Origin of the sequence: Saccharopolyspora endophytica (assembly GCF_018070075.1) — a bacterium.
In the GTDB taxonomy this organism is placed as follows: domain Bacteria; phylum Actinomycetota; class Actinomycetes; order Mycobacteriales; family Pseudonocardiaceae; genus Saccharopolyspora; species Saccharopolyspora endophytica.
This window is the reverse complement of record NZ_JAGPXE010000005.1, coordinates 331,703-353,329: the sequence shown is the minus strand read 5'-3', so window position 1 is coordinate 353,329 and position 21,627 is coordinate 331,703. Positions and strand designations below refer to the sequence as shown.

Sequence of the window (21,627 nt, the reverse complement as noted above, 5' to 3'; positions counted from 1 at the left end):
AGGAAGGTTCCCTCGCACCGGTCCGCGCCGGGCGAGGTGACCGAAGGACGACCTTCACCTCACCCACCGGACCGACCGCAACGGAGACGGCGCTCACAACCGCGCCTTCCGCGCCCCTGTCGGCCCGTTCGAGTTCAATGAGTCCCATGAGGTGGGTGCTGCACATGGACATGGACGCGTTCTTCGCGTCCGTGGAACAGCTCACCCGCCCCACCGTGAGGGGACGCCCGGTGCTGGTCGGCGGGCTCGGGCCGCGCGGCACCGTCGCCGGGGCGAGCTACGAAGCCCGCGAGTACGGGGCGAAATCGGCCATGCCGATGGCCGAAGCCCGCCGCCGCTGCCCGGTGGCCGTGGTCCTGCCACCGCGCTTCCGCGTCTACCAGGCGGTCAGCCGGCACGTGCTGGGCATCGTCCGCGAGGTCTCCGACGTCGTGCAGCAGGTGTCGGTCGACGAGGCGTTCATGGAACCCACCGAGCTCGCCGGTGCTCCCGTTCACCGCGTCGAGGAGTTCGCCGGCGCGCTGCGAGCTCGCGTGCTGCGCGAAGTCGGGGTGGTGGCCTCCATCGGCGCAGGACCGGGCAAGCAGCTCGCGAAGATCGCGTCGGGGCTGGCGAAACCGGACGGGATGCTGGTCGTGCCGCCCGAGGAGCAGCTGGAACTGCTGTGGGCGCTCCCGGTGCGCAAGATGTGGGGCATCGGGCCGGTCACCGAGTCCAAGCTGCACCGCATCGGGGTCAGCACGATCGGCGAGCTCGCCGCGCTGCACCCGCAGGACGTGACGTCCCTGCTCGGCCAGGCGATCGGCGCCGAGCTGCACCGGCTCGCGCAGGGCATCGACGACCACCCCGTCGCCGAGCGCGCCGAAGCCAAGCAGGTCAGCGCGGAGACGACCTTCGACCACGACATCACCGACCGAGCGACGCTGCTGACCGAGGTGGTGGGCCAGGCCGAGAACGCCCACCGGCGGCTGGTGTCCTCGGGTCGCGCCGCGCGGACCGTGACGCTCAAGGTCCGCGACTCGGACTTCACCACGATCAGCCGGGCCGAGACGTTCGCCTCGGCCACCAGCGAACTGCACACCCTGGCGGCAGCGGCACGCCGCCTCCTGCCGATCGCCGTGCCGCCGGGAACACCGGTGCGCCTGGTCGGCGTGTCCTACTCGGGACTGGCCAACTCCGAGCAGGAGTCGCTGTTCGACCACCCCGCCGATCCGGAGGAGAACCCGGAACCCGAGGCGGAGGCACCCGAACCGGCCGAGGCCGCGCAGCCGTCGTCACGCCAGTGGCGGGCGGGCGACGACGTCCTGCACGGCGAGCACGGGCACGGCTGGGTGCAGGGCGCCGGGCACGGCCGGGTCACCGTCCGGTTCGAGACGGCCGCGACGGGCCGGGGCGTGGCGCGGACCTTCGCGGTCGACGATCCGCAGCTCAGCGCCGGCGACCCGCTCGACAGCCTGGGTCTCGAAGCCGATCAGCCCTGCGGCGGGCGCGGCAGGTGACGCCGGTACTGCCCCACCCACTTCTGCGGCGCGATCTCCTTGACCGCGGCCTCCAGGTCCTTCGGCAGCCGGCTGAACGGCGGCAGGTGGAACCGGTAGCGGTCCGGCGGCAGGCCCTGGACGGTCGGCGGCTCCTCCACCAGCCAGCGCTCCAGCTCGGGATGCCGGTCCATGAAACCCGCGTCTGCGGGGTAGATCTCCAGCGCGCGGCGGCGTTCCGGGTTCACCGGCCGCTTGTTCTCGATCCACGGCAGGGCGCCGATGCCGACCGCCTTGATCTCGCGCCAGTCGACTCCGACGACCTCGCCCATGGTGCGCGCGTAGAAACCGCTGCGGTCGATCAGGAACCCGCGGCCGCGCAGCATCCCGCGCGAACCCATCACGAACCACAGGAACGCCACGCCGAAGACCAGCTGCCAGAACCACATGCCCGCGGTGCTGCCGTTGTTGACCAGCGTCGCCGCGATCAGCACGGTGCCCAGGCCGCTGATCCCGCCACCGATCAGCAGCGAGCGGAAGCTCGCGGAGCTGACGTCGATGTCGTGGGCGTCAGCACCCAGCATCGTGGGCGCGGGCGCCCCGGCCGGCGGCGGATGAGGCTCCGCCGCCTGGCGCCCCGAGGTGTATCGAGCGGTGCCGCGCGGGATCGTGCGCGTCGGCTCGCTCCAGTCAGCTCGTTGCCATCCCCCTGGAAGCCACTTCATGCGGTCCAGGGTAGCCACGAACCAGACAGATGATCATGCAGGTGGGCAAATCCCCGGGTGCCCCTCGGGGATTTGCCAGGGATGCCCTGATCAGGCCGAGGGGACCGTGAGCAGCAGGGCGTCGCCCTGCCCGCCGCCGCCGCACAGCGCTGCCGCGCCGGTGCCGCCGCCGCGGCGCTTGAGCTCCAGGGCGAGGTGCAGCGCGAGGCGGGCACCGGACATGCCGATCGGGTGGCCCAGCGCGATGGCGCCACCGTTGACGTTGACCTTCTCCTCGTCGATGCCCAGCTGGCGGGTGGAGACGATGCCGACCGCGGCGAAGGCCTCGTTGATCTCCACCAGGTCGAGCCCGGCGGCATCCGCTCCGGCCTTCTCGCACGCCTTCTTGATCGCGTTCGAGGGCTGCTCGTGCAGGCTCGCGTCCGGCCCGGCGACCACGCCGTGCGCGCCGATCTCGGCCAGGTAGTCCAGGCCCAGCTCTTCGGCCTTGGCCTTGCTCATCACCACGACCGCGGCGGCGCCGTCGGAGATCTGCGAGGCCGAGCCCGCGGTGATCGTGCCGTCGGCGGAGAAGGCCGGGCGCAGCTTGCCCAGCGTCTCGGTGGTCGTCGCCGCGCGCACGCCCTCGTCGGTGTCGAACACCACCGGGTCGCCCTTGCGCTGCGGGATCTCCACCGGAGCGATCTCCTCGGCGAACGCGCCGGAGTCGATCGCGGCGGCGGCGCGCTGGTGAGAACGAGCGGCGAACGCGTCCTGCTCCTCGCGGGTGATGCCGTAGCGGGAGTTGCACTTCTCCGTCGAGACACCCATCGCGACCTGGTCGAACGCGCAGAACAGCCCGTCGTGGGCCATGTGGTCGAGCATGGTGACGTCGCCGTACTTGAAGCCCTCGCGCGAGCCCGTGAGCAGGTGCGGCGCCTGGGTCATCGACTCCTGGCCACCGGCCACGACGATGTCGAACTCACCTGCTCGGACGAGCTGATCGGCCAGCGCGATCGCGTCGAGCCCGGACAGGCAGACCTTGTTGATGGTCAGCGCGGGCACGTCCATCGGGATGCCGGCGGCCACAGCGGCCTGGCGGGCCGGGATCTGCCCGGCTCCGGCGGTCAGCACCTGGCCCATGATCGTGTACTGCACCTGGTCGGGTGCGACACCGGCGCGCTCCAGCGCGGCCTTGATGGCGACTCCCCCGAGCTGCGCACCGGAGAAGTCCTTGAGCGAACCGAGCAACCGCCCCATCGGGGTTCGCGCGCCCGCAACGATCACAGAACTACCCACGACTGCCTCCCGGTCATCGTCGACACCACGTCATCGGCCTCGCAGCCCATCATCACCCGCGAAGGCACTCGGGACCATACCCGCGAAGGCCGCGAGCACCGGCTGTGACGACTGCCATACCCAGCGCGGATCGGTGAGCGGAAGGTTCCCCGTCCTGCGGTTTCGACCGGGCCGGGGTGGCAGGGAGGTTCCCTTGCTCACACCGGCCCGGGGTCGAGCGGCTTCAGCAGTTGCCGGTGCCGGTGGTGGTGTCGCAGAGGCTCGATTCCTCGGCCCACGACAGCTCGCTGCGCGCGTTCACGCCCAGTTCCCGGGACGCGGACACGTCGGTGGAGGCACCGGAGTCGCCCTTCAGCCAGTACCGGACCTCGTAGTCGACGCCGCCTTCTTCGTAGGTGAAGGCGTAGAAGGGGGCGGGAACCGGCGCGGGGCCGTAGTCGGGGGCGGTCCAGGCATCTTCGCCCTGCGCGGCGCTCGGGTCGACGTACAGGCAGTCGTACTCGGCTCCTTCGAAGGTGCACGTGCGCTTCTCGGCGCCGCCGTAGCGGTCGACGTCGGCGTCCTTGGTGACTCCGTCGGCCTCCAGCCGCTGGTAGACGTCCTCGCAGGCGCCCGAGTCGCACGCGTGCCAAGGGGTCCACGCGGTCGCGCGGGCCTGGGATTTGCTCGAACCGCCGTTGATGGCCGAGCAGTACGCGTCGACCATGTGGGGAGCCATCGTCGCGGCGGCGGTGGAGCTGTCGATGGCGGTGGCGGCCGTCTCCTTCGCACCGAGGCCGGCCGAGTCGAGCTGCCAGATGCCGACGCCGGGGTTGAAGAACAGGCCTTCGGCGCGCTGCTCGGGGTCGGCGAGCGAGGTCTGGTCGTCGTAGCGGGACAACGTCATCGGCGACGGCGATGCGCCGGACGGGGACACCTCGGGCCAGGTCGTGGACAACGTCAGGTAGGTGGCCTCGGTGGCGCTGATGCTGCAGTCGGCCTCTCCGGCCGCGGTGGTGGCCGCGGTCTCGACTGCCTCGTAGGGTGCGGCACCGAAGTGCAGCGGGGCGAAGGGAACCACCCAGCCGCGATCCCGGCTCATCTTCTCGGCGTTGGGGTTGGGACCGCCACCGCCGCTGATGGTTCCGTCGCCGCCCGCGGCGAGCGCGACGGGCGTGGCCGTGCCGGCGGCGATCCCGAACGCGACCAGGACGACGGCGAGTCTGCGAGCTCGTTGCGTCTTGACCATATCTGCCCCTTCCATGTGAATTCGCCACATGCTCGCCTCTGGGACAGATCACTCGACTCCGCCTGTTGGCGCAATCCGGGCCGCCGATTTCGCCGCTTTTCCCATGGTTTCCGCGACGACTACGCTGCGACCATGCGAGCGGAACTGAAAGACCTGGTCACGGCAATCGATCACGTGGGCATCGCGGTCCCCGACCTCGACGAGGCCATCGCCTTCCAGCGCGACACCTTCGGACTGGAAGTCGCCCACTCCGAGGAGAACGCGGAGCAGGGCGTCCGCGAGGCGATGCTGCGCGCACCCGGGGACACCACCGGGGCCACCCAGATCCAGCTGCTCGCACCGCTGCGCGAGGACTCCACCATCGCCAAGTTCCTCGACAAGAACGGCCCGGGCCTGCAGCAACTCGCCTACCGGGTCACCGATGTCGAGGCCGCGATGGAGGCGCTGCGCGCCAAGGGACTGCGCCTGCTCTACGACGAGCCCCGCCGCGGCACCGCCGACAGCCGCATCAACTTCGTGCACCCCAAGGACGCCGGCGGCGTCCTGGTCGAACTGGTCGAGCCCGCGCCTCACGGCCACTGACGAGACCGAGCGGCGAGTCCGATGTGGACCCGCCGCTCGTCACCTCGACGACCGCTGAGCGCATGGGAACCTTTCGCCCACTCCCGGCCGCTTACGGGAGGTTCAGGCCGGCACCAGCAGGATTCGGCGTTCGGCGATCTCCTCGACGGCTTCGCGGCTGTAGGCCAGGGGGAAGTAGGTTCCGTCCCGCCAGCTCTCCGCGAGGTCCCGGTAGTGCGGGTCGGACGGGTTCCCGGACTGGCCCGGCGTGTTCACCGCGACCGAGTAGTCCCAGTTGCCGACGTCGAGCACCATCCGGAACGACGGGCCGTTGGTCTGGCGGAAGTCGCTGACGCGGTAGGACGACTGGTTCACCGTCGCCGAGGAACCACCGCGCGGGAACGGTCCGACGTCGAAACGGGCGCGCTGGACCGGGTCGAGCGCATCGGAGGCCGGGTGCTCGAAGAGGCTGTGGTGCAGCCGTCCCACCGCCAACTCGATTCCCCTCGGCCGAGCAGCTGTCGCACCTGGGCGTAGGCCGCGCGCAGGGTGTCCAGGAGCAGCCGGTCGCGGGCCGCCGCGTCCGGCAGCCAACGACCCGGGTTCTCCAGCTCGGTGATCATGACCAGGTTGTCGACGGTGTCGATGTGCTCGGCCGCCCTGGGCACCGCGGCGCGCGCGAATCCGGGACCGAGGTGCTTGGACAACCACACCTCGAACAGCGCGGCCGCGTTGGAATCCGCTCCCAGCACGGCGTCCCAGTCGCGCAACATCCGCAACGCGCGCCGCAGGTCGGCGTCGCCGCTGTCCAACCGGGACAGCAGCGGCTGGATCCGCCGAGCGGGGATCGACAGCTGGTCGGTCTGCAGCAGCTCCGAGTCACGGATGGTGTGCTTGCGCTGCCGGGAGAGGACTTCCACGATCCGCTGGTACCGGAACGGGTTGGTCCACTCGTACCCGAGCCCCATCTGCTGGTGTTCGGGCGGGAGGTTGAACTGGTTCGCCGTGGCGATGAAGCCCTCGTCCGGGTTCAACACCCGCGGCAGATCGTCCCCCGAGTAGAAGCCGTCCCACTCGTACCGGCCGTCACCGGGCACGGGGAGCAACCCGTCGTAGCCGACCCGCTTGGGCGCCAGGCCACCGGGAACCCACCCGATGTTGCCCTCCACGTCGGCGTAGACCTGGTTCTCGGTCGGGGCGCCCCAGTTCCGCATGGCCTTGGTGAACTCGGTGAAGTTCTCGGCGCGCATGTAGGCGATGCTGCCGAAGTAGGGCGACATCCCGGGCTCCAGCCAGGCGGTGCGCACCGCGTAGGCGAGGTTGCGCTTCCGGTCGACGTGGATGACCGGGCCGTGCCGCGTGAAGGTCAGCTCCACCTCTCGCCCGGCCTCACCGCGCACCGGGACCTCTTCGCGCAGCACCGTCATCTCCTCCCAGCCGGTGCCGTAGCGGTATCGGCTGGGATCAGCCGGGTCGAGTTGGTAGACGTAGAGATCCTCCTGGTCCATCGGGAAGATCGTCAGTCCGAACGCGACCGTGCCGTTGTGCCCGATGGAGATCCCCGGCAGGGCGGGCTCACCGGCTCCGATCACGTCCAGGCCGGGCGCGGACAGGTGCGCGATGTAGCGCAGCGAGGGAGCCGAGTAGGCGCGGTGCGGGTCGTTGGCCAGCAGCGGACGCCCGGTCGCGGTGCGTTCCCCGCTCACCACCCAGTTGTTGCTGCCCTCGGTGGTCGCGTCGCGCGGCACGCGCCGGATGGAGTTCTCCTTGAACTCGACGTCCTGCGTGGCCAGGTCGAAGACCTCGAGCACGTCGGCGGGAAGCGCGCACGGGTCGAACCCGTCCGGGACGACGGTGCGGTGGTCGGGTTGCAGCCCTTGGCGGATCAGGTCGGCTTCCACGCCCGCGGCGCACACGACCCGCGCTCGCTCGACCTCGCTCTCCAGGTTGCGGGTCAGGCCGTGGCTGCGGATGCGCACCACGTCGGCCGGGTCCCAGCGGGCCGGCCGGTAGCCGAGGATGCCGAACTCCTCGGGCATGCGTTCGGGGTGGGCGTCGAGCCAGTCGAGGTAGGCGTTGATGCCGTGGGCGAACTGGGTGGCGATGTGCTGCGCGTCGTCGGCGTAGCGCGTCCACTCGGCGTCCATGTCGCCTCGGTAGAGGAACAGCCGGGTGGCGCGATCCTGCTCGACGTAGTCGGGGCCGAGGACCTCGGAGAGCAGGCCCAGCCCGCGTCGCCGCCACAGGTCGATCTGGAAGAGACGTTCCCTGGCCGCGTTGAAGCCCTGCGCGAGGAACAGGTCGTCCTCGCTGTCGGCGTAGAGGTGCGGGACCCCGTAGCGGTCCTCGATCAGCTCGACGTCGTCGCTGAGCCCGGTGACCGGATAGGTCGCCGGGTCCGGCGAGGCGTCGACGACCGATGTCATCGCACCTGCTCCCGCGATGCCGAGACCGGTGGCGAGGAGCCCTTGCCGACGGGATAACCGAACGCGCCCAATGCCCACCCCAACCTCCGCGGTGATCGCCTGCGGGAGTTTCTAGCGCGGCGAACACCGCAGCCACAAGGCCGGGTTCGTTCAGGCGGGTTTCACGGCTCGCGAGCCGGCGCCCAGTTCGAGCGCTCTGGCGATGAAGCCGATCTCGCGGTCGAGCTCGTCGTCCTCGGTGCGGTGGCGGGCGACGGAGTGGCGGTGGTTGATCACGCGGGCGAGCAGCACCGCGGCCGCATCGACGTCACACCCCGCCAAGCCGGGCGGCAGGGCCAGTTCGATGACCCGGCGGATCTGCTCGACGACCACGCCGAACCGCTGCTGCATGGCCTGCCGCACCGCGTCGTGGGTGTCGGCCTCCCGCCACAGCAGGTGGCTGAGCAGCATCGACGATTCGAGTCGTGCGTCGAGTTCGCCCACCAGGCGTCGCAGGCTGCCCGCGACGTCGCCGCGCACGACCAGGCCCTCGGATTCCACTTCCTCCTCGGGAAGCCGCTCCACGAGCGCTGCCAGCAGGTCCTGCTTGCGGCGGAAGTAGTAGTGGATGAGCCCCTTGGGCACCTCGGCGCGTTCGGCGATCCGGGACGTCGGGGTGGCGTTGAAACCGTGCTCGGCGAACAGCTCGCCGGCGGCGGTCAGGATGCGCTCCCTGGCACTGCTGCCGCGATCGTCATCCGAATCCGAAGTGGACGGGCGTCGACGGGCCTTCTCGCCCAGCTCGTTCGACATCTGCCCGACCTCCTCCTGGCGGGACCAACACTTGAGAGCGCGGCCCGGACGTTACCGCCGGGCCGCGCGATTGTCGCAACCGAGCACTGCCTGGTCATCGCCGCTGTCGAACCCGCACCAATCGGACACGTCGCGGGAGGAGTGCGACCTCCTCATCCCACCCGGGAGGTTCGCGGCGTGCGGGCTCTCCAGCGGCTCGACCGGATCAGTGCTGCCCCGCCACACCGCGGTGCGCCGCGTTGGCTTCGGGCAAGGCCGCCGCACCGACGACCACCGCCAGCACGCCGACGATCCACGAGGTCCACGCCGCGCCCACCATCTCGGCGTAGCCGAGGACCCACGGGGAGATGAAGAGCAGGACGCCCAGCAGCATGTGGCTGTACTCGCTGGTCATCGATCCCGGCATCGCCAGCGACCACACGCTCGCGATCAGCAGCAGCGCACCCAGCACGATCATCGCCGACATCGCGCCGCCGTTCGTCGACGTCCACATCGTGCCGAGGATGAGGTAGGCGCCCAAGACCACGCCGACCCAGTCCTGCCAGCGAATCCACGGCTTCGAAGCCGAAGCGCTCGACCGTTCAGCCACGTCGATCACCTCCGTTATGTCCGACTTGACCACTTCATCTTCATCCTTGGTTGGCCAGCCGGTCAAGACAGGGTTTCGCGTTGCCACGAGAGAGACTTCACCGAGGTGAGCAAAATCCTCCCGAGACCCAGGCGCACCTCCCACAACAACGTCCGCTTCCAGGTAGCTTGGTTGCCATGGGCCTTGCCGACGACCGCGATTTGCTGCCACTGGGATCGGGATTCGATCTTGCTCGTAAGAACGGCTACGACCGTGCCCAGGTCGACGAGCACCTAGAGCGCCTCGACGCCGACATCCGCATCCTCACCTCGGATCGCGATGCCGCGGTGTCGCAGGCCGCCGATCTGTCCAAGCAGCTCGAGTCGGCCCGTTCTGAGATCGAGAGCCTGCGCGGCCAGGTCGACCGGCTGGCCAAGCCGCCGACAACCCTCGAAGGCCTCAGCGAGCGCCTGCAGCGCATGCTCCGGCTGGCCCAGGACGAAGCAGCCGACATCCGCTCCCGCGCGGAGGCCGACGCCGCGCAGATCCGCTCGCGCTCCGAAGCCGAGGCCGTCAACCTGCGCACCCGCTACGAGCGGCTGATCAGCGAGGTCGACCACCGGCGCAGCGAGATGGAAACCGAGCACCGCTCGCTGATGGACGGCGCCAAGACCGAGGCCGAGCGCATCACCCGCGAAGCCGAGGAGAACCGCAAGCGCGCCGACGAGGAGTCCGAAGCCCACCGCACCCAGGTGGAAGAGGACTTCGAGATCGCGATGTCGGCCCGCCGCACCGAGGCCATGCGGACCCTCGCCGAGCAGGAGGCCACCAGCAAGTCCGAGGCCGAACGCCGCGTCCGGGAAGCCACCGAAGAGGCCAACCGCAGGCTGCGCGAGGGCACCAACGAGGCCCACCGCCGCGTCCAGGAAGCCACCGACCAGGCGAACACCCTGGTCAGCGACGCCACGGCCAAGGCCGAGAAGCTCGAGCGCGAGTCCACCGCGGCCGCCGAGAAGCTCGAACGCGAATCCACCGAGACCGCCAACGCGCGCGAGGCGTCCAGCAAGGAAGCCGCGCAGCGGCGACTGCAGGAGGCCAAGCAGGAATCGGAACGGCTCGTCCACGAGGCCGGCGAGAAGTCCGAGCGGATGATCCGCGAGTGCACCGAAGAAGCCACCCGCCGCATCGACGTCGCCACCCGCGAGGCCAAGCGCCTGGTCACCGCCACCCGCGCGGACGCGCAGCGCAGGCTCGGGGCGACCACCGAGGAAGTGCAGCGCCGGCTCGCCCAGGCCGACGAGCACGTGCACTCGCTCACCGAGCTGCGCGACACCGTCGCCAAGAAGCTGCGGGACGCCGCTGAGCTGCTCGGCCAGACCACGCCGCTGCTGGAGCGCCTCGACCTCGAGGACGCCGAGGAGGAGAAGCTGCGCAAGGCCGCGGTGGAGGCCCGCGAGCAGGCGCGCAAGGACGCCGAGGAGGCCATCGCCCGCGACGGTCGCGAAACCGGCGAGATCCACAAGAACAACTCGCGGCCCGCCGAGCAGGCCGTCACCGGCTCGGGGCTGCCCAAGCGCACGCCGGGGCAGGAACGCGGCAGCTCGCAGTCCGCGGACGAGCCGACGGACAAGATCCAGCGCAAGCAGGTCTCGACGGACGAGCCGACCCGCCGGATCCAGCTCCCGGTGCCCGGCGAGCAGCAGTCCGAGCAGCGCCCGCAGAACGCCGCCCGGGTGGACGCCAACCAGCAACGCTGATCGCATCGGCGCTGGTCAGCAGCCTCCGCGTCATCGTTCACGGGCAGAGGTGTCTCTTTTGACGAGGTCGGCCGCGAGCCGGCGCACCAGGAGAGGACCGATCCAATGGCGGACAGCGACCCAGGCAGGGAGAACGCCCGCGCACGCGGTCAACGCGACTCGGGCAGGTACTTCGTGCTGCCCAGCGAAACCGCGGAGCGTTTCCGGCGAGACGAGCACGAGCCGGAGACCGCGAAACGCACCACCGACGAGGACACCGGCGAGGACGGGTAGCGGCTCACACGTCGATGCCGGCCAACCAGGGCCTCACCGCGTCGGCCAAGGCGTCCGGCGCCTCCAACGACGGCAGATGCCCTGAACCGGCCAGCTCGACGAGCTCCCCGCGTGGCAACGCATCGGCCATCTCACGGGCCGCTGCGGGCGGGGTGATGGTGTCCTCGGCACCGACGGCGACCATCGCGGGCCCGTCGAAGGCGCGCAGCGCCTCGACGCTGTCGGGTCTGGCCGCCATCGCCCGCTGAGCCCACGCCACACCATCGGCGGGTTGTGCTTCGATCAGCGCCCGGAGGTCCCCCACAACCTCCGGGCGCTTCTCGCGCGTGGCCGAACCCAGCAGGTTCGGCAGCATGTTCTCGGCGAGCCAGCCACCGGTGCCCTCCTTCTCGGCGCGGGAGGCGACGTTGAGCCGGTTGGTGCGCTGCTCATCGGTGTCGGCGGGAGCCTTGGTGTCCACCAGCAGAAGGCCGGCGACCCGCTGCGGCGCCGCCCGCAGCACCGCCATGGCCACGTAGCCACCCATCGAACAACCGCCCAGCACCACGCGCGGCAGCTCCAGCTGGTCGAGCAGCTCCAGCACGTCGGCGGCGGCGACGTCGACGCTGGGGCGATCGACCGTCAGCGGCGCCGCCGCTGGTTCGATCATTCCCCGCGCCGTGGTCCCGTCGAGGGAGCTCTCCCCCAAACCGCGCTGATCGGGCGTGATGACCCGGGCCTGCTCCTCCAACCGGCTGCGCAGCGGATTCCACATGCGCGCATCCACCGGGAAGGCGTGCAGCAGCACGAGGGGCGTTCCTGCTCCGGATTCGATGTAGTGCACGGGAACCATCCTGCCGGACCCGCCCCACCCGCAGCACGCAACAGGCCGGGTGCGGGCATGGGAACCTTCCTGTCACCACCGCGCACGCGAACCTGGAAATTCGGCTGCCGGACCGCTGCGGCCCCCGATAGCGTGCGTGGGGTGGCCGACCCTTCGGAGATCCGAACCCGGCGACTGCTGCTGCGTCGCCCGCTGCCCGCCGACACCGAAGCCTTCGTCGAGGTGCACACCAGCGCGGAGACGCACGCGCTGTCCGGATTCGGCCGACGCGACCGGGACGAGTCGCTGCGGCTGCTGGAGCGCTTCCAACTCGACTGGGACACCCGCGGCGTCGGCTACTGGACGGTTCTGGCCGCCGACACCGGCACGGTCCTGGGGTTCGGCGGTCTCCGGCACTCGGTCGACGAGGGCGAGAACGTCCTCAACCTGTACTTCCGGTTCCTCCCGGCCGCGTGGGGCCACGGCTACGCGTCGGAGATGGGGCACGCCGCCATGCGGTGGGCGCATCGCAACCGCCCCGACCACCCCGTCGTCATCGCCACCGCCGCGCACAACGCTCCAGCGGTCCGGGTCGCCGAGAAGCTCGGCTTCGAGCGGGTGCTGGAACGCGTCCACGAAGGCGTCCCGGAGGTCCTGTACCGGTCTACGGCTCCCCTGGCGTGAGCATGGGAACCTTCCTGTCACCCACCGCCGGGGTCACGAGTTGACGATGGTGACCTGACGGGTCTCCGACGGGCCGTCCCAGGTGCGGGGAAGCGGCGTCGCGACGTCGGGGGCGATGGTCTCCACGATGGCGTCCAGCGCCGCCTCCGCCTTGCCGACCCACAGGTGCTTGGTGTCATCGAAGCCGGTCACCTTCGCCTGCGGGATGAGCGCGAACCGCTCGCGGGCCTCCTGCGGGCGCAGGTAGTCGTCGAACTCGGGGATCAGGGCGTGCACGGTTTTGCCCGATTCGCCCCAGGCGCGCAGGTGGTCCTCGGTGCTCCAGCGCAGCGGCGGGGAGATCAGCACCGCTCCCTCCACCAGCGGGTCCAGCCCGTGCACCAGGGTCAGGTCCGTGCCGAAGGACCAGCCGACCAGCCACACGTTGGGCAGGTCGTGGAACTCGGCGTACTCGAGCGCCGCGGCGACGTCGAAGCGCTCGGAGTCCCCGTTGTCGAAGCTGCCCTGGCTGCGTCCCGCCTCGCTGGCGGTGCCCCGGGTGTTGAAGCGCAGCACCGCGATGTCGGCCAGCGCCGGCAACCGGAACGCGGCCTTGCGGTAGATGTGCGAATCCATCATGCCGCCGTGGGTGGGCAGCGGGTGCAGGCAGATCAGCGTGGCCCGCGGCTGCCCCGACTCTGGAAGCGCGAGCTCCCCGATCAGTTCCAGCCCGTCAGCGGTGTGCAGGGTGATCTGCTCCCGGCGGGCGGGCAGCATCGTGTTGGCGCGGATCTCGGTGCTCATCGACCTCGATCCTGCCACGAAGGGGTGGCCTGCTCGTGGTGACCCGCGCAGCAGTGGCGCGCGCTACGACCAGCGGCGGGTCGGGCCGCGACGGGAGCGTGCCTTCCAGCAGCCGGTGTGCCAGTGCCTGCGCTCGTCGACACCGCCGAGCTCGGCTTCGGGCCAGGCCACGACGTGCGCGATGCCCGTCTGGATCTCGTGGTCGCAACCCGGGCAGCGGTAGACCTTGGTGGCCTGAGCAGCAGGAACGGTGCGCACCATCCAGTCGCCGTCCGGTCCCTGCTCGACGCGGGAAGCCCCGTAGGCGGTGCCGGCTCCGCGGTGACTGGTGTCCGCGCGGAGCCCCTTCGGGCGCTGCTGTCGGTTGCGTCGAGGCACTCGACAACGGTAACCGGTTCGGTGCTCACGGATTCGCAGGCGGCAGGCTCGGCCACGCCAATCGGGCAAGTCCTCGGGCGTAGTCGCACGCGTCCGTACCCGTCATGCCGGGCAGCGCGACGACGAGCTGGGCGACCTCGACCTGTCCGGCGACGGCACCGAAGGGGATGTGGGCGGTCTCCGCCGAGCACAGGGGAACCTGCGGATCACCGCCCACGACGCTGAGCACGGTGCGACGCCCGTCCACCGGTTCCTCCACGGCGGCACCGTGCAGGAGCTCGGGCGGTTCACCCGCGGTGTGCTGCAACTGCACGCGCGGGGCATCGGCCGACGGCTCTCCCCAGGCGCACTGGTGACCGGCGATGCCGGGACGTGGCCGCGCCTCCTCCAAACCCGGGACCTGGTTCACCGCCGCGGTGTCCAGCACGGTGCACGGGTCGAGCAGCGCCAGCGAGTTCGACGGGTAGTCGCGGTGCCCTGCGCGCCCCTGCTGAACCGCGTCGGCGGCGGCCTTCGCTCCGGTGTCGGCGATGCCGCACAGCCCGGCGGCGGGATCACCGTTTAGCAGATCGGCGCTGACCTGGAGCGAGACACCGTCACCGAACTGAACGCGGCGGGTGCAGTGCCCGGGAGCGGGAGCGCTCTGGGAGATGTGCAGGGACCCGTGCTGCACGACCGGGTCCCCCGGCTCGATGGCCTCGGGGCCGACGAGTTCGCCGACCGCGAGCTGGATGAGCGTGCCGTCGTCGGGCTTGAGGTGCAGCAGGCAGTAGTCCAGCGACACCGTGCCCGCGTTCGACACCGCGCCGTAGGGCTGCAGGGCGGCGGGATCCGTCAGCGTGCACGGGTCGAGGGTGCGGATGTCGCCGAGCATCGTGCGCGCGCTCGTGTCGGCCTGCTGGGGTTCGCCGGTCGGAGCGGGATTCTGCGCGGTGCACCCGGCGAGCAGCACCCAGCACGCGAAGAGCAGCAGCATGCCTCGGTGGCGACGCGGCGACATCAACTCAGCCTAGCCCTCGATGACCTTGCAACGCAGTCATCGACACCGTCCGATCCTGAGCGGAGGGGAACCTTCCTGTCACCAGCGGTGGCAGGAAGGTTCCCCTCCGCAGGTCGGTGCCTATTCGTCGAAGTCGCGGTTGGCGAGGTCGATGATGCGCTCGACGGCCTGGACGGCGTCGGGACCGTTGGCCAGCAGGGTGATCCGGTCGCCCTTGCGCGCACCCAATCCCATGAGGCCGAGGACGCTGAAGGCGTCGGCCTGCTTGTCGCCCAGGGCGACCTTGACCGTCGCCTGCAGACCGGTGAGGCTGCGGGACAGCAGGGCCGCGGGTCGGGCGTGCAGGCCGACGTCGTTGGTCAGCTCCAGTTCCCTGGTGACCTGGTCGGTGGAGTCCGGTGCAGCAGCGGCGGGTTCCGCCGCGGGGGCTTCCGCGCTGCCGCGGGCGCTTTCGGCCGCTCGGGCCACGGTCTTCATGTCGTTGCCGCCTTGCGCCGAAACGGCTGCGGCAACGGCTCCCTCGACGAGCGGGGCGTCGACGACCAGAGCGCTGTCGGGGTCGCCGAGGGTTTCCACCGCGAGATCGGCGACCATCTGCGCGCTGCCGAGGTCGAACAGCACGATCGCGCCCGCACCGGAGTCGGCGTCGGACAGCGCGGCCGAGACCTTCTCGAAGTCGGTGCCGATCGCACCGTCCGGCAGGCCACCTGCCGGGACGATGCGCACCTCGGGCGCCATCTGCCCGGCGAGTTCGACGACGCCCTCCGCGAGACCGGAGCTGTGCGAAACGATGACCAGTCCGACGCTCATGCTCGGGCTCCTGCGGCTTCGGCGAATGCGGTCAACAGCAGCGCGGTGGAACGCGCCCCCGGGTCGATGTGTCCGGCGCTGCGCTCACCCAGGTACGAAGCGCGGCCCTTGCGGGCGACGAGCGGTTCGGTCGCCTGCGCGCCCTGGTGCGCAGCTTCGGCGGCCGCGGCCAGCACCTTGGCGCTGTCGGCCCCGGATTCGGCGGTGTTCTTGGCCGCGTCCACCGCGGGCGAGAGGGCGTCGATCATCGTCTTGTCGCCGACCTCGGCGCGCCCGCGCGCGACGACACCCTCCATGCCCGCCTGCAAGGCCTTCGCGACGGCGCTCGCGTCGAGTTCCGCTTCGTCGCCGACCGCGGACGCCGCGCGCAGGAACGCCGTGCCGTAGAGGGGACCCGATGCTCCACCGACCGTGGAGATGAGCACGGTGGCGGCGAGTTTCAGCGCGGCCGCCGGGGTTTCGGGCTCCGACGTCTCGATCTTCGCGATGACGGCGCGGAACCCTCGGTCCATGTTCTCGCCGTGGTCGGCGTCGCCGATCTCGCGGTCCAGCTGGATCAGCTCGTCGCGGTGCTCGGCGACCACGGCGGCACCCGCCTTGAGCGCGGCGATGATGTCCTGTGCGGTGCAACCCATTCCGGGACTCCTCCTCACCAGTGCAGCGCGGCGGTGTGCACCGGCGCGTCCCAGAGCTCGGTGAGCTCGTCGTCCAGTTTCAGCAGCGTCAAGCTCATGCCCTGCATCTCCAAGCTCGTCACGTACGGCCCCACGAGGCGCCGGCGGACGGTGATGCCGCGTTCGGCCAGCAGCCGCTCGGCGACGCCGTGCGCGAGGTAGAGCTCCAGCTGCGGGGTGCCGCCCATCGAGTTGGTGAACAGCAGGACGTCGTCGCCTTCGGCGAAGGGCAGGTCTTCCAGGATCGGGTCGAGCAGCTGCGCCACGATCTCGTCGGCGGTGCCCATCGGCACGCGGGCGCGGCCGGGCTCGCCGTGGATGCCGATGCCGATCTCCATCTCGTCGGGGGCCAGTTCGAAGCTGGGCTGACCGGCGTGCGGAACGGTGGGTGCGGTCAGCGCCATGCCCATCGAACGGACCTGGGAGACGACCTTGCGGGCGAGCGCCTCGCACTCGTCGAGGCTCGCTCCGCGCTCGGCGGCGGCACCCACGATCTTCTCCACCATCAGCGTGCCGCCGACTCCGCGGCGACCGGCGGTGTGCGTGGAGTCCTTGACCGCGACGTCGTCGTCGACGATCACGCTGCGCACGTCGACGTCCTCCATGGCCGCGAGCTCGGCAGCGGTCTCGAAGTTGAGCACGTCGCCGGTGTAGTTCTTGACCACCAGCAGCGCCCCGGCACCACCGTGGGTGGCCGTGATGGCCGCCTGCACCGCGTCCGGAGTGGGCGAGGTGAACACCGCGCCCGGAACGGCCGCGGCGAGCATTCCCGAGCCGACGAAACCGCCGTGCAGCGGCTCGTGGCCGGACCCACCGCCGGAGACGACCGCGACCTTGCCGGTCACCGGTGCGTCAGCGCGGACGATCACCGCCGGATCGGTCTGCACCCGAAGCAGCTCCGGGTGGGCCGCGGCCACACCCCGCAACGCTTCGGCGACCACGTCCGCCGGCTCGTTGATGATCTTCTTCACCCGTTGGCCTCCTCGCCTGCGCTCCCGCCGCCGAAGCCACCGAGGCTCGACGCGATCAACCGTGCGCGGTCAACTCTGCCCGGGACGTGCGCCCGCGCGCATCCCCCTGGCGAACACCGGGGGATGCGAGCAAGGGAACCTTCCTGTCACCACGGGCGCAAGCCAAAACACCGACCGTGGTGGACTGGATCAGCTCAGCGGCCGCGCATCACCTTGATGAGCTTGACGACCGTGCCGACGGTGCCCTTGGGGCGGGCGAAGCTCATCGGGTTCAGCGGGATCTTGAACTTGGTTCGGGTCACCGACTGCGGGCGGGCGAACTCGCGCAGGCCGTCGGCGCCGTGGATCCGGCCGAAGCCCGAGTCGCCGACACCGCCGAACGGCAGGGCGGGCACACCGGCGAAGGCGATCACCGAGTTGACCGCGACCATGCCGCTGCGCAGCCGGCGGGCCAGCTCCACACCTCGGGCGCGGGAGAACACGGTGGCGCCGAGGCCGTACTTGGTGGCGTTGGCGTGGGCGACGGCCTCGTCCACGTCGCGCACCCGCTGCACGACCAGGGTCGGGCCGAAGGTCTCCTCGGTGATGGCGGCCGAGTCCTCGGGGACGTCCGCGATCACCACGGGCTCGACGAACGGCGGGCGCACCGAGTCGCGTCCGCCGACCACCGCACGACCGCCGCGCTTGATCGCGTCGTCGATGTGGTCGCGGATGATGTTGACCTGCGAGGCCATCGTGATGGGACCGAAGTCGGCACCCGGCTCACCGCCCGGGCGCAGCTTGGCGGCGCGGTCGCTGACCATCTTCAGGAACCGGTCGGCCACGGCGTCGTGGACGTAGACGCGCTCGACGCCGATGCAGGTCTGGCCGGCGTTGGACATCGCACCCCACACGGCGGCGTCGGCGGCCGCGGCCAGGTCCGCGTCGGAGTCGACGATCAAGGCGTCCTTGCCGCCGCACTCGACCAGCACCGGGATCAGGTTCTCCGCGCACGAGGCCATCACGCGCTTGCCCGTGGCGGTGGAACCGGTGAAGGCCACCTTGTTCACACCGGCCTGGCACAGCGCGGCGCCGGTCTGCCCGAAGCCGGTCACGAGGCGGAACACCGGGTGTTCCGGCACGGCCTCGGCGAAGGTCTTGACCAGCCACTCACCCACTCCAGGGGTGAGTTCGCTGGGTTTGAACACCACGGCGTTGCCCGCGGCCAGCGCGTAGGCGATCGAGCCCATCGGCGTGAAGGCCGGGTAGTTCCAGGGGCCGATGACACCCACGACGCCGTAGGGGAGGTATTCGACCGTGGCGGTCTGGTTGGACATCAGCACGCCGGGCGAGACCTTGCGCCGCTTGAGGACCTTCTCGGCGTTGGAGGTGGCCCACGCGAGGTGGTCGATGACCAGCACGAGTTCGAGCTTGGCGTCCTCGAGCGGTTTGCCGGTCTCCGCGCATACCACGCCCGCGAGCTCGTCGAGGCGTTTGACCAGCAGTTTCCGCCAGCGATCGAGATGCGGCTTCCGACCGGAGAACCCGAGCTCGTCCCACGCCGACTGCGCCTCGCGTGCCGCCGCGACCTCGTTCTCGACCGCCTCCGCATCGTGGATCGGATGCTCGCCCACCACCTCACCGGTGCGCGGGTCGATCGACTGGAACGTCTCGAACCGCGCGCTGGCGATCTCTTCGACGTTCCCACGGGCGGTCTGGGTCATGGCCGGCCTCCCACCATTACGACGTTCATTGTCAACGTGCAGCCTACGAAATACCGAGTCGGGAAAGAACCGTCATGTACCGCCCGACTCATGTGCTGGACACGCACCGTTGCACGCTGGTCCACTTGACAGCTGCGCGTTGCCGACACGGTAGTCAGACGATCTTGGAATCGGGACCGGAACCGCAGAATCGGTATCGAAATGCGAAACGGCGCCCGCACTATGAAGTGCGAGCGCCGCCCCGGCCTGATTCAGCTCACGTCACTCGGCGGCGGTGCCGCCTTCGACGTCGTCGGGAACCGTGATCGGACGCAGGCGAGCCCACACGACGAACATCGCCGCGAACACCACCATGCCGAGGCCGGCCCACAGGTTGATGTTGAGCCCTGCGGCCTTGTCGATCTCGGCCTGCGGCTGGATGAAGCCGAGCACGACGAGCACGACTCCGTAGATGCCGAACAGCAACGCGATCACCGTGCGAATGTCGAAGGCACCAGCGCTGTGCCCCGAACCTCCACTAGCCATGAGATTTCCTCCCAGTCCTGGCTCAGCCGAAGATGATGTTGAGGGCGATGATCAGGATCAGCGCGATACCGGCCAGCAGGCCCGGGCGCCGGTACCAGCCGGAGTCCTCACCGGTGGTGGACGCCTTCAGGTTCTCCTTCGGCGTCAGGCCCCAGACCAGACCGACCAGCTGCTCATCGGTCTTGGGCTTGGTGGCCAGCGAGACGACGACGCTGACGATCACGTCGACGACGAACGCAACACCGGCACCGACGAAGCTCGCGCCCTGACCAGGCAGGTCCAGCACTCCGGTCTCGGACAGAGCGTAGACCGTGATGGCCGAGGCCGTGCCCAGCACCAGACCGGACCAACCGGCGTGCGCGGTCATCCGCTTCCAGAACATGCCCAGGATGAACGTCGCGAACAGCGGTGCGTTGAAGAACGAGAACAGCTGCTGGAGGTAGTCCATCAGGTTCTCGTAGCCGGAGGCGATGAACGCCGTGCCCACGGCCGCGAGGGTGGCGCCGACGGTGACCCAGCGGCCCATCTGCAGGTAGTAGTGGTCCGGCTTGTCCTTGACGACGTACGCCTGCCAGATGTCGTAGGTGAACACCGTGTTGAACGACGACAGGTTGGCCGCCATACCGGCCATGAAGGACGCGAGCAGACCAGCCAGCGCGATGCCGAGGATGCCGTTGGGCAGCAGGTCTCGCATCATCAGCAGGATCGCGTCGTTGTAGTCGTACGGACCCTGCTCGGTGAGCTTGTAGTTGGTCATCTCCGGGATGATCACCGCGGCGATCATGCCGGGGATGATCACGATGAAGGGGATGAACATCTTCGGGAAGGCACCGATGATCGGGGTCCGCTGCGCGGCCGACATCGACTTGGAGGCCATCGCGCGCTGGACCTCGACGAAGTTCGTGGTCCAGTAACCGAAGGACAGCACGAAGCCGAGGCCGAAGATCATGCCGATGACGCTGAGGATGGGGTTGCTGAAACCGGTCAGCTCAGCACCCGGCCAAGCGGTCAGCTGCTCGGCGCCACCCTTGCTCGCGGTGACCTTGTCGACCAGGCCCTGCACACCGCCGACCTTGACCAGACCGACGATGGTCAGCGGCAGGAGTGCCGCGACGATCACGAAGAACTGCAGCACCTCGTTGTAGATGGCGGCGGACAGGCCGCCCAGCGCGGTGTAGGAGAGCACGATCAGCGCGGCGACGAGCACCGAGACCCACAGCGGCCAGCCCAGCAGCGCGTTGACGATGCTGGCCAGCAGGTACAGGTTCACACCGGCGATGAGCACCTGGGCGAGGGCGAAGGAGATGCCGTTGACCAGGTGCGCGGCCTTGCCGAATCGGCGGAGCATGAATTCGGGAACGCTTCGGACCTTGGAACCGTAGTAGAACGGCATCATGACCACGCCGAGGAACAGCATGGCCGGGACCGCACCGATCCAGAAGTAGTGCATCGTCGGCATGCCGTATTCGGCACCGTTGGCCGACATGCCGATGATTTCGATCGCGCCGAGGTTCGCCGAGATGAACGCCAGACCCGTCACCCATGCGGGCAGAGCGCGCCCGGAGAGGAAGAAGTCCAGACTGGTTGAAACGGCCCGCCTCGCCAGCCAGCCGATCCCCAGTACGAACGCGAAATACAGCGCCAACAACGCGTAGTCGACGCCGTTCGCGTCGAGTAGCTGACCTTGGGCTAGCAGCACTGCCGCCCCACCTCCCACAGACCCAACAAAGTCAAACGAGAACCACCACATTCGCGATAGCGGTCGGACAGTACCGCACAGATGAGGCGGCAGCCGTAAGCCGATATCAATTCGTTGGAGAAGACACTAAATCGATCACGGAACTTCCGCCGACTGGCGCCACGCAGGGGACTTTCCGGTCGTACGCGTGTGCACCCCGTGAGCGAGCGGGGCCAAGCGAGTGATATACGCGTTTTCCCGACTATTTCGACGCACCGTGACGGTATGGTCACACAATGCATTCGCCACGCTGCGGGGAGGAACCGTGAACGCCCGGATCGATCTGGCGATCAGCGCCGGACTCGCGGAAGACCCGATCGACGAATCCCGCACCGACGTCGACGCAGCGTCACCGGACCGCCGGCCCGAAGGGCTGCTCCACCAGCTGGCGGCGATGCTCGCCCCGCTGTCCACGCCCCGCCTCCAGCCCTGCGACTGCAACGGTCACGCACGCCGCTGACCCCTCGCGCGCG

General features: G+C 69.8%; 21 protein-coding genes and 1 pseudogene. 6 read left to right on the top strand and 16 right to left on the bottom strand.

All coding sequences use genetic code 11. The features are described 5' to 3' along the window. Positions 1-146: 146 nt before the first annotated feature. On the top strand, positions 147-1,499 hold the full coding sequence (locus KBO27_RS15280; RefSeq protein ID WP_210970638.1) for a DNA polymerase IV: 1,353 nt from the start codon (positions 147-149) through the stop codon (positions 1,497-1,499). Here the strand turns inward: KBO27_RS15280 and KBO27_RS15275 are convergent. The 3 genes from KBO27_RS15275 to KBO27_RS15265 form a co-directional block, all read right to left on the bottom strand. Then, entirely contained in the window at positions 1,472-2,203 is a 732-nt protein-coding gene (locus tag KBO27_RS15275) for a hypothetical protein (protein ID WP_210970637.1), read from the bottom strand. The genes KBO27_RS15280 and KBO27_RS15275 overlap by 28 nt on opposite strands. Positions 2,204-2,293: 90 nt before the next feature. Continuing rightward, positions 2,294-3,481: an acetyl-CoA C-acetyltransferase gene (locus KBO27_RS15270; protein ID WP_210970636.1), complete on the bottom strand. Its 1,188-nt coding sequence runs from the start codon at positions 3,479-3,481 to the stop codon at positions 2,294-2,296. A 223-nt stretch (positions 3,482-3,704) separates the two neighbouring features. Then, complete coding sequence (locus KBO27_RS15265; protein ID WP_210970635.1) at positions 3,705-4,709, bottom strand: hypothetical protein; 1,005 nt, start codon at positions 4,707-4,709, stop codon at positions 3,705-3,707. 132 nt (positions 4,710-4,841) lie between these two features. On the opposite strand from KBO27_RS15265, the gene mce reads away from it, so the two are divergent. After that, the gene (gene mce / locus KBO27_RS15260; RefSeq protein ID WP_210970634.1) at positions 4,842-5,291 is read left to right on the top strand and encodes a methylmalonyl-CoA epimerase; all 450 of its coding nucleotides are present in this window, start codon (positions 4,842-4,844) and stop codon (positions 5,289-5,291) included. A gap of 102 nt (positions 5,292-5,393) precedes the next feature. On the opposite strand, the pseudogene KBO27_RS15255 reads toward mce, so the two are convergent. The 3 genes and pseudogenes from KBO27_RS15255 to KBO27_RS15245 all read right to left on the bottom strand — a co-directional run bounded on the left by KBO27_RS15255 (position 5,394) and on the right by KBO27_RS15245 (position 9,077). Next, a pseudogene (locus tag KBO27_RS15255) lies at positions 5,394-7,696 on the bottom strand (penicillin acylase family protein). A 150-nt stretch (positions 7,697-7,846) separates the two neighbouring features. Then, the gene (locus KBO27_RS15250; RefSeq protein ID WP_210970633.1) at positions 7,847-8,488 is read right to left on the bottom strand and encodes a TetR/AcrR family transcriptional regulator; all 642 of its coding nucleotides are present in this window, start codon (positions 8,486-8,488) and stop codon (positions 7,847-7,849) included. A gap of 205 nt (positions 8,489-8,693) precedes the next feature. Beyond that, positions 8,694-9,077, bottom strand: coding sequence for an SPW repeat domain-containing protein (locus KBO27_RS15245; RefSeq protein ID WP_372448849.1), 384 nt, complete (start codon positions 9,075-9,077; stop codon positions 8,694-8,696). A 176-nt stretch (positions 9,078-9,253) separates the two neighbouring features. On the opposite strand from KBO27_RS15245, the gene KBO27_RS15240 reads away from it, so the two are divergent. Beyond that, complete coding sequence (locus KBO27_RS15240) at positions 9,254-10,813, top strand: coiled-coil domain-containing protein (RefSeq protein WP_210970632.1); 1,560 nt, start codon at positions 9,254-9,256, stop codon at positions 10,811-10,813. Positions 10,814-10,918: 105 nt separating this feature from the next. Further along, the gene (locus KBO27_RS15235; protein WP_210970631.1) at positions 10,919-11,086 is read left to right on the top strand and encodes a hypothetical protein; all 168 of its coding nucleotides are present in this window, start codon (positions 10,919-10,921) and stop codon (positions 11,084-11,086) included. A gap of 4 nt (positions 11,087-11,090) precedes the next feature. On the opposite strand, the gene KBO27_RS15230 is transcribed toward KBO27_RS15235, so the two are convergent. Then, positions 11,091-11,909: an alpha/beta fold hydrolase gene (locus tag KBO27_RS15230; protein ID WP_307870422.1), complete on the bottom strand. Its 819-nt coding sequence runs from the start codon at positions 11,907-11,909 to the stop codon at positions 11,091-11,093. Between the two features lie 141 nt (positions 11,910-12,050). Here KBO27_RS15230 and KBO27_RS15225 point away from each other — a divergent pair, with 141 nt between their 5' ends. Next, on the top strand, positions 12,051-12,572 hold the full coding sequence (locus KBO27_RS15225) for a GNAT family N-acetyltransferase (protein ID WP_210970629.1): 522 nt from the start codon (positions 12,051-12,053) through the stop codon (positions 12,570-12,572). Between the two features lie 33 nt (positions 12,573-12,605). On the opposite strand, the gene KBO27_RS15220 is transcribed toward KBO27_RS15225, so the two are convergent. The 9 genes from KBO27_RS15220 to KBO27_RS15180 form a co-directional block, all read right to left on the bottom strand. Then, positions 12,606-13,355 (bottom strand): alpha/beta hydrolase, encoded by a 750-nt coding sequence (locus KBO27_RS15220; protein WP_210970628.1) that lies wholly within the window; start codon positions 13,353-13,355, stop codon positions 12,606-12,608. Between the two features lie 63 nt (positions 13,356-13,418). Continuing rightward, a complete protein-coding gene (locus KBO27_RS15215; protein WP_210970627.1) occupies positions 13,419-13,733 on the bottom strand; it encodes an Rv1322 family protein in 315 nt (104 codons plus the stop codon). A 25-nt stretch (positions 13,734-13,758) separates the two neighbouring features. Beyond that, positions 13,759-14,733 (bottom strand): DUF3558 domain-containing protein, encoded by a 975-nt coding sequence (locus tag KBO27_RS15210; RefSeq protein WP_210970626.1) that lies wholly within the window; start codon positions 14,731-14,733, stop codon positions 13,759-13,761. A 120-nt stretch (positions 14,734-14,853) separates the two neighbouring features. Beyond that, a complete protein-coding gene (dhaM, locus tag KBO27_RS15205; protein ID WP_210970625.1) occupies positions 14,854-15,543 on the bottom strand; it encodes a dihydroxyacetone kinase phosphoryl donor subunit DhaM in 690 nt (229 codons plus the stop codon). After that, positions 15,540-16,178 (bottom strand): dihydroxyacetone kinase subunit DhaL, encoded by a 639-nt coding sequence (gene dhaL / locus KBO27_RS15200; protein WP_210970624.1) that lies wholly within the window; start codon positions 16,176-16,178, stop codon positions 15,540-15,542. Before dhaL ends, dhaM begins: the two co-directional genes overlap by 4 nt. 14 nt (positions 16,179-16,192) lie before the next feature. Then, positions 16,193-17,188, bottom strand: a complete 996-nt coding sequence (gene dhaK / locus KBO27_RS15195) for a dihydroxyacetone kinase subunit DhaK (RefSeq protein WP_210970623.1) — start codon at positions 17,186-17,188, stop codon at positions 16,193-16,195. Positions 17,189-17,382: 194 nt separating this feature from the next. Beyond that, positions 17,383-18,891, bottom strand: coding sequence for an aldehyde dehydrogenase family protein (locus KBO27_RS15190; protein WP_210970622.1), 1,509 nt, complete (start codon positions 18,889-18,891; stop codon positions 17,383-17,385). 261 nt (positions 18,892-19,152) lie between these two features. Further along, positions 19,153-19,416 carry a hypothetical protein gene (locus KBO27_RS15185; protein ID WP_210970621.1) on the bottom strand — a complete coding sequence of 88 codons (264 nt, stop codon included), beginning with the start codon at positions 19,414-19,416 and terminating at the stop codon, positions 19,153-19,155. 22 nt (positions 19,417-19,438) lie between these two features. Further along, a complete protein-coding gene (locus KBO27_RS15180; RefSeq protein WP_210970620.1) occupies positions 19,439-21,166 on the bottom strand; it encodes a sodium:solute symporter family protein in 1,728 nt (575 codons plus the stop codon). Positions 21,167-21,419: 253 nt separating this feature from the next. Between KBO27_RS15180 and KBO27_RS15175 the strand changes: the two genes are divergently transcribed. Next, positions 21,420-21,614, top strand: coding sequence for a hypothetical protein (locus KBO27_RS15175; protein ID WP_210970619.1), 195 nt, complete (start codon positions 21,420-21,422; stop codon positions 21,612-21,614). Positions 21,615-21,627 lie beyond the last annotated feature (13 nt).

Bases quoted from the DNA above. Each gene is read 5' to 3' on its own strand.
- KBO27_RS15280 (WP_210970638.1), top strand. From the start codon at position 147: ATGAGGTGGGTGCTGCACATGGACATGGACGCGTTCTTCGCGTCCGTG.
- KBO27_RS15275 (WP_210970637.1), bottom strand. From the start codon at position 2,203: ATGAAGTGGCTTCCAGGGGGATGGCAACGAGCTGACTGGAGCGAGCCG.
- KBO27_RS15265 (WP_210970635.1), bottom strand. From the start codon at position 4,709: ATGGTCAAGACGCAACGAGCTCGCAGACTCGCCGTCGTCCTGGTCGCG.
- mce (WP_210970634.1), top strand. From the start codon at position 4,842: ATGCGAGCGGAACTGAAAGACCTGGTCACGGCAATCGATCACGTGGGC.
- KBO27_RS15250 (WP_210970633.1), bottom strand. From the start codon at position 8,488: ATGTCGAACGAGCTGGGCGAGAAGGCCCGTCGACGCCCGTCCACTTCG.
- KBO27_RS15240 (WP_210970632.1), top strand. From the start codon at position 9,254: ATGGGCCTTGCCGACGACCGCGATTTGCTGCCACTGGGATCGGGATTC.
- KBO27_RS15235 (WP_210970631.1), top strand. From the start codon at position 10,919: ATGGCGGACAGCGACCCAGGCAGGGAGAACGCCCGCGCACGCGGTCAA.
- KBO27_RS15220 (WP_210970628.1), bottom strand. From the start codon at position 13,355: ATGAGCACCGAGATCCGCGCCAACACGATGCTGCCCGCCCGCCGGGAG.
- KBO27_RS15210 (WP_210970626.1), bottom strand. From the start codon at position 14,733: ATGTCGCCGCGTCGCCACCGAGGCATGCTGCTGCTCTTCGCGTGCTGG.
- dhaM (WP_210970625.1), bottom strand. From the start codon at position 15,543: ATGAGCGTCGGACTGGTCATCGTTTCGCACAGCTCCGGTCTCGCGGAG.
- dhaL (WP_210970624.1), bottom strand. From the start codon at position 16,178: ATGGGTTGCACCGCACAGGACATCATCGCCGCGCTCAAGGCGGGTGCC.
- KBO27_RS15190 (WP_210970622.1), bottom strand. From the start codon at position 18,891: ATGACCCAGACCGCCCGTGGGAACGTCGAAGAGATCGCCAGCGCGCGG.
- KBO27_RS15185 (WP_210970621.1), bottom strand. From the start codon at position 19,416: ATGGCTAGTGGAGGTTCGGGGCACAGCGCTGGTGCCTTCGACATTCGC.
- KBO27_RS15180 (WP_210970620.1), bottom strand. From the start codon at position 21,166: ATGTGGTGGTTCTCGTTTGACTTTGTTGGGTCTGTGGGAGGTGGGGCG.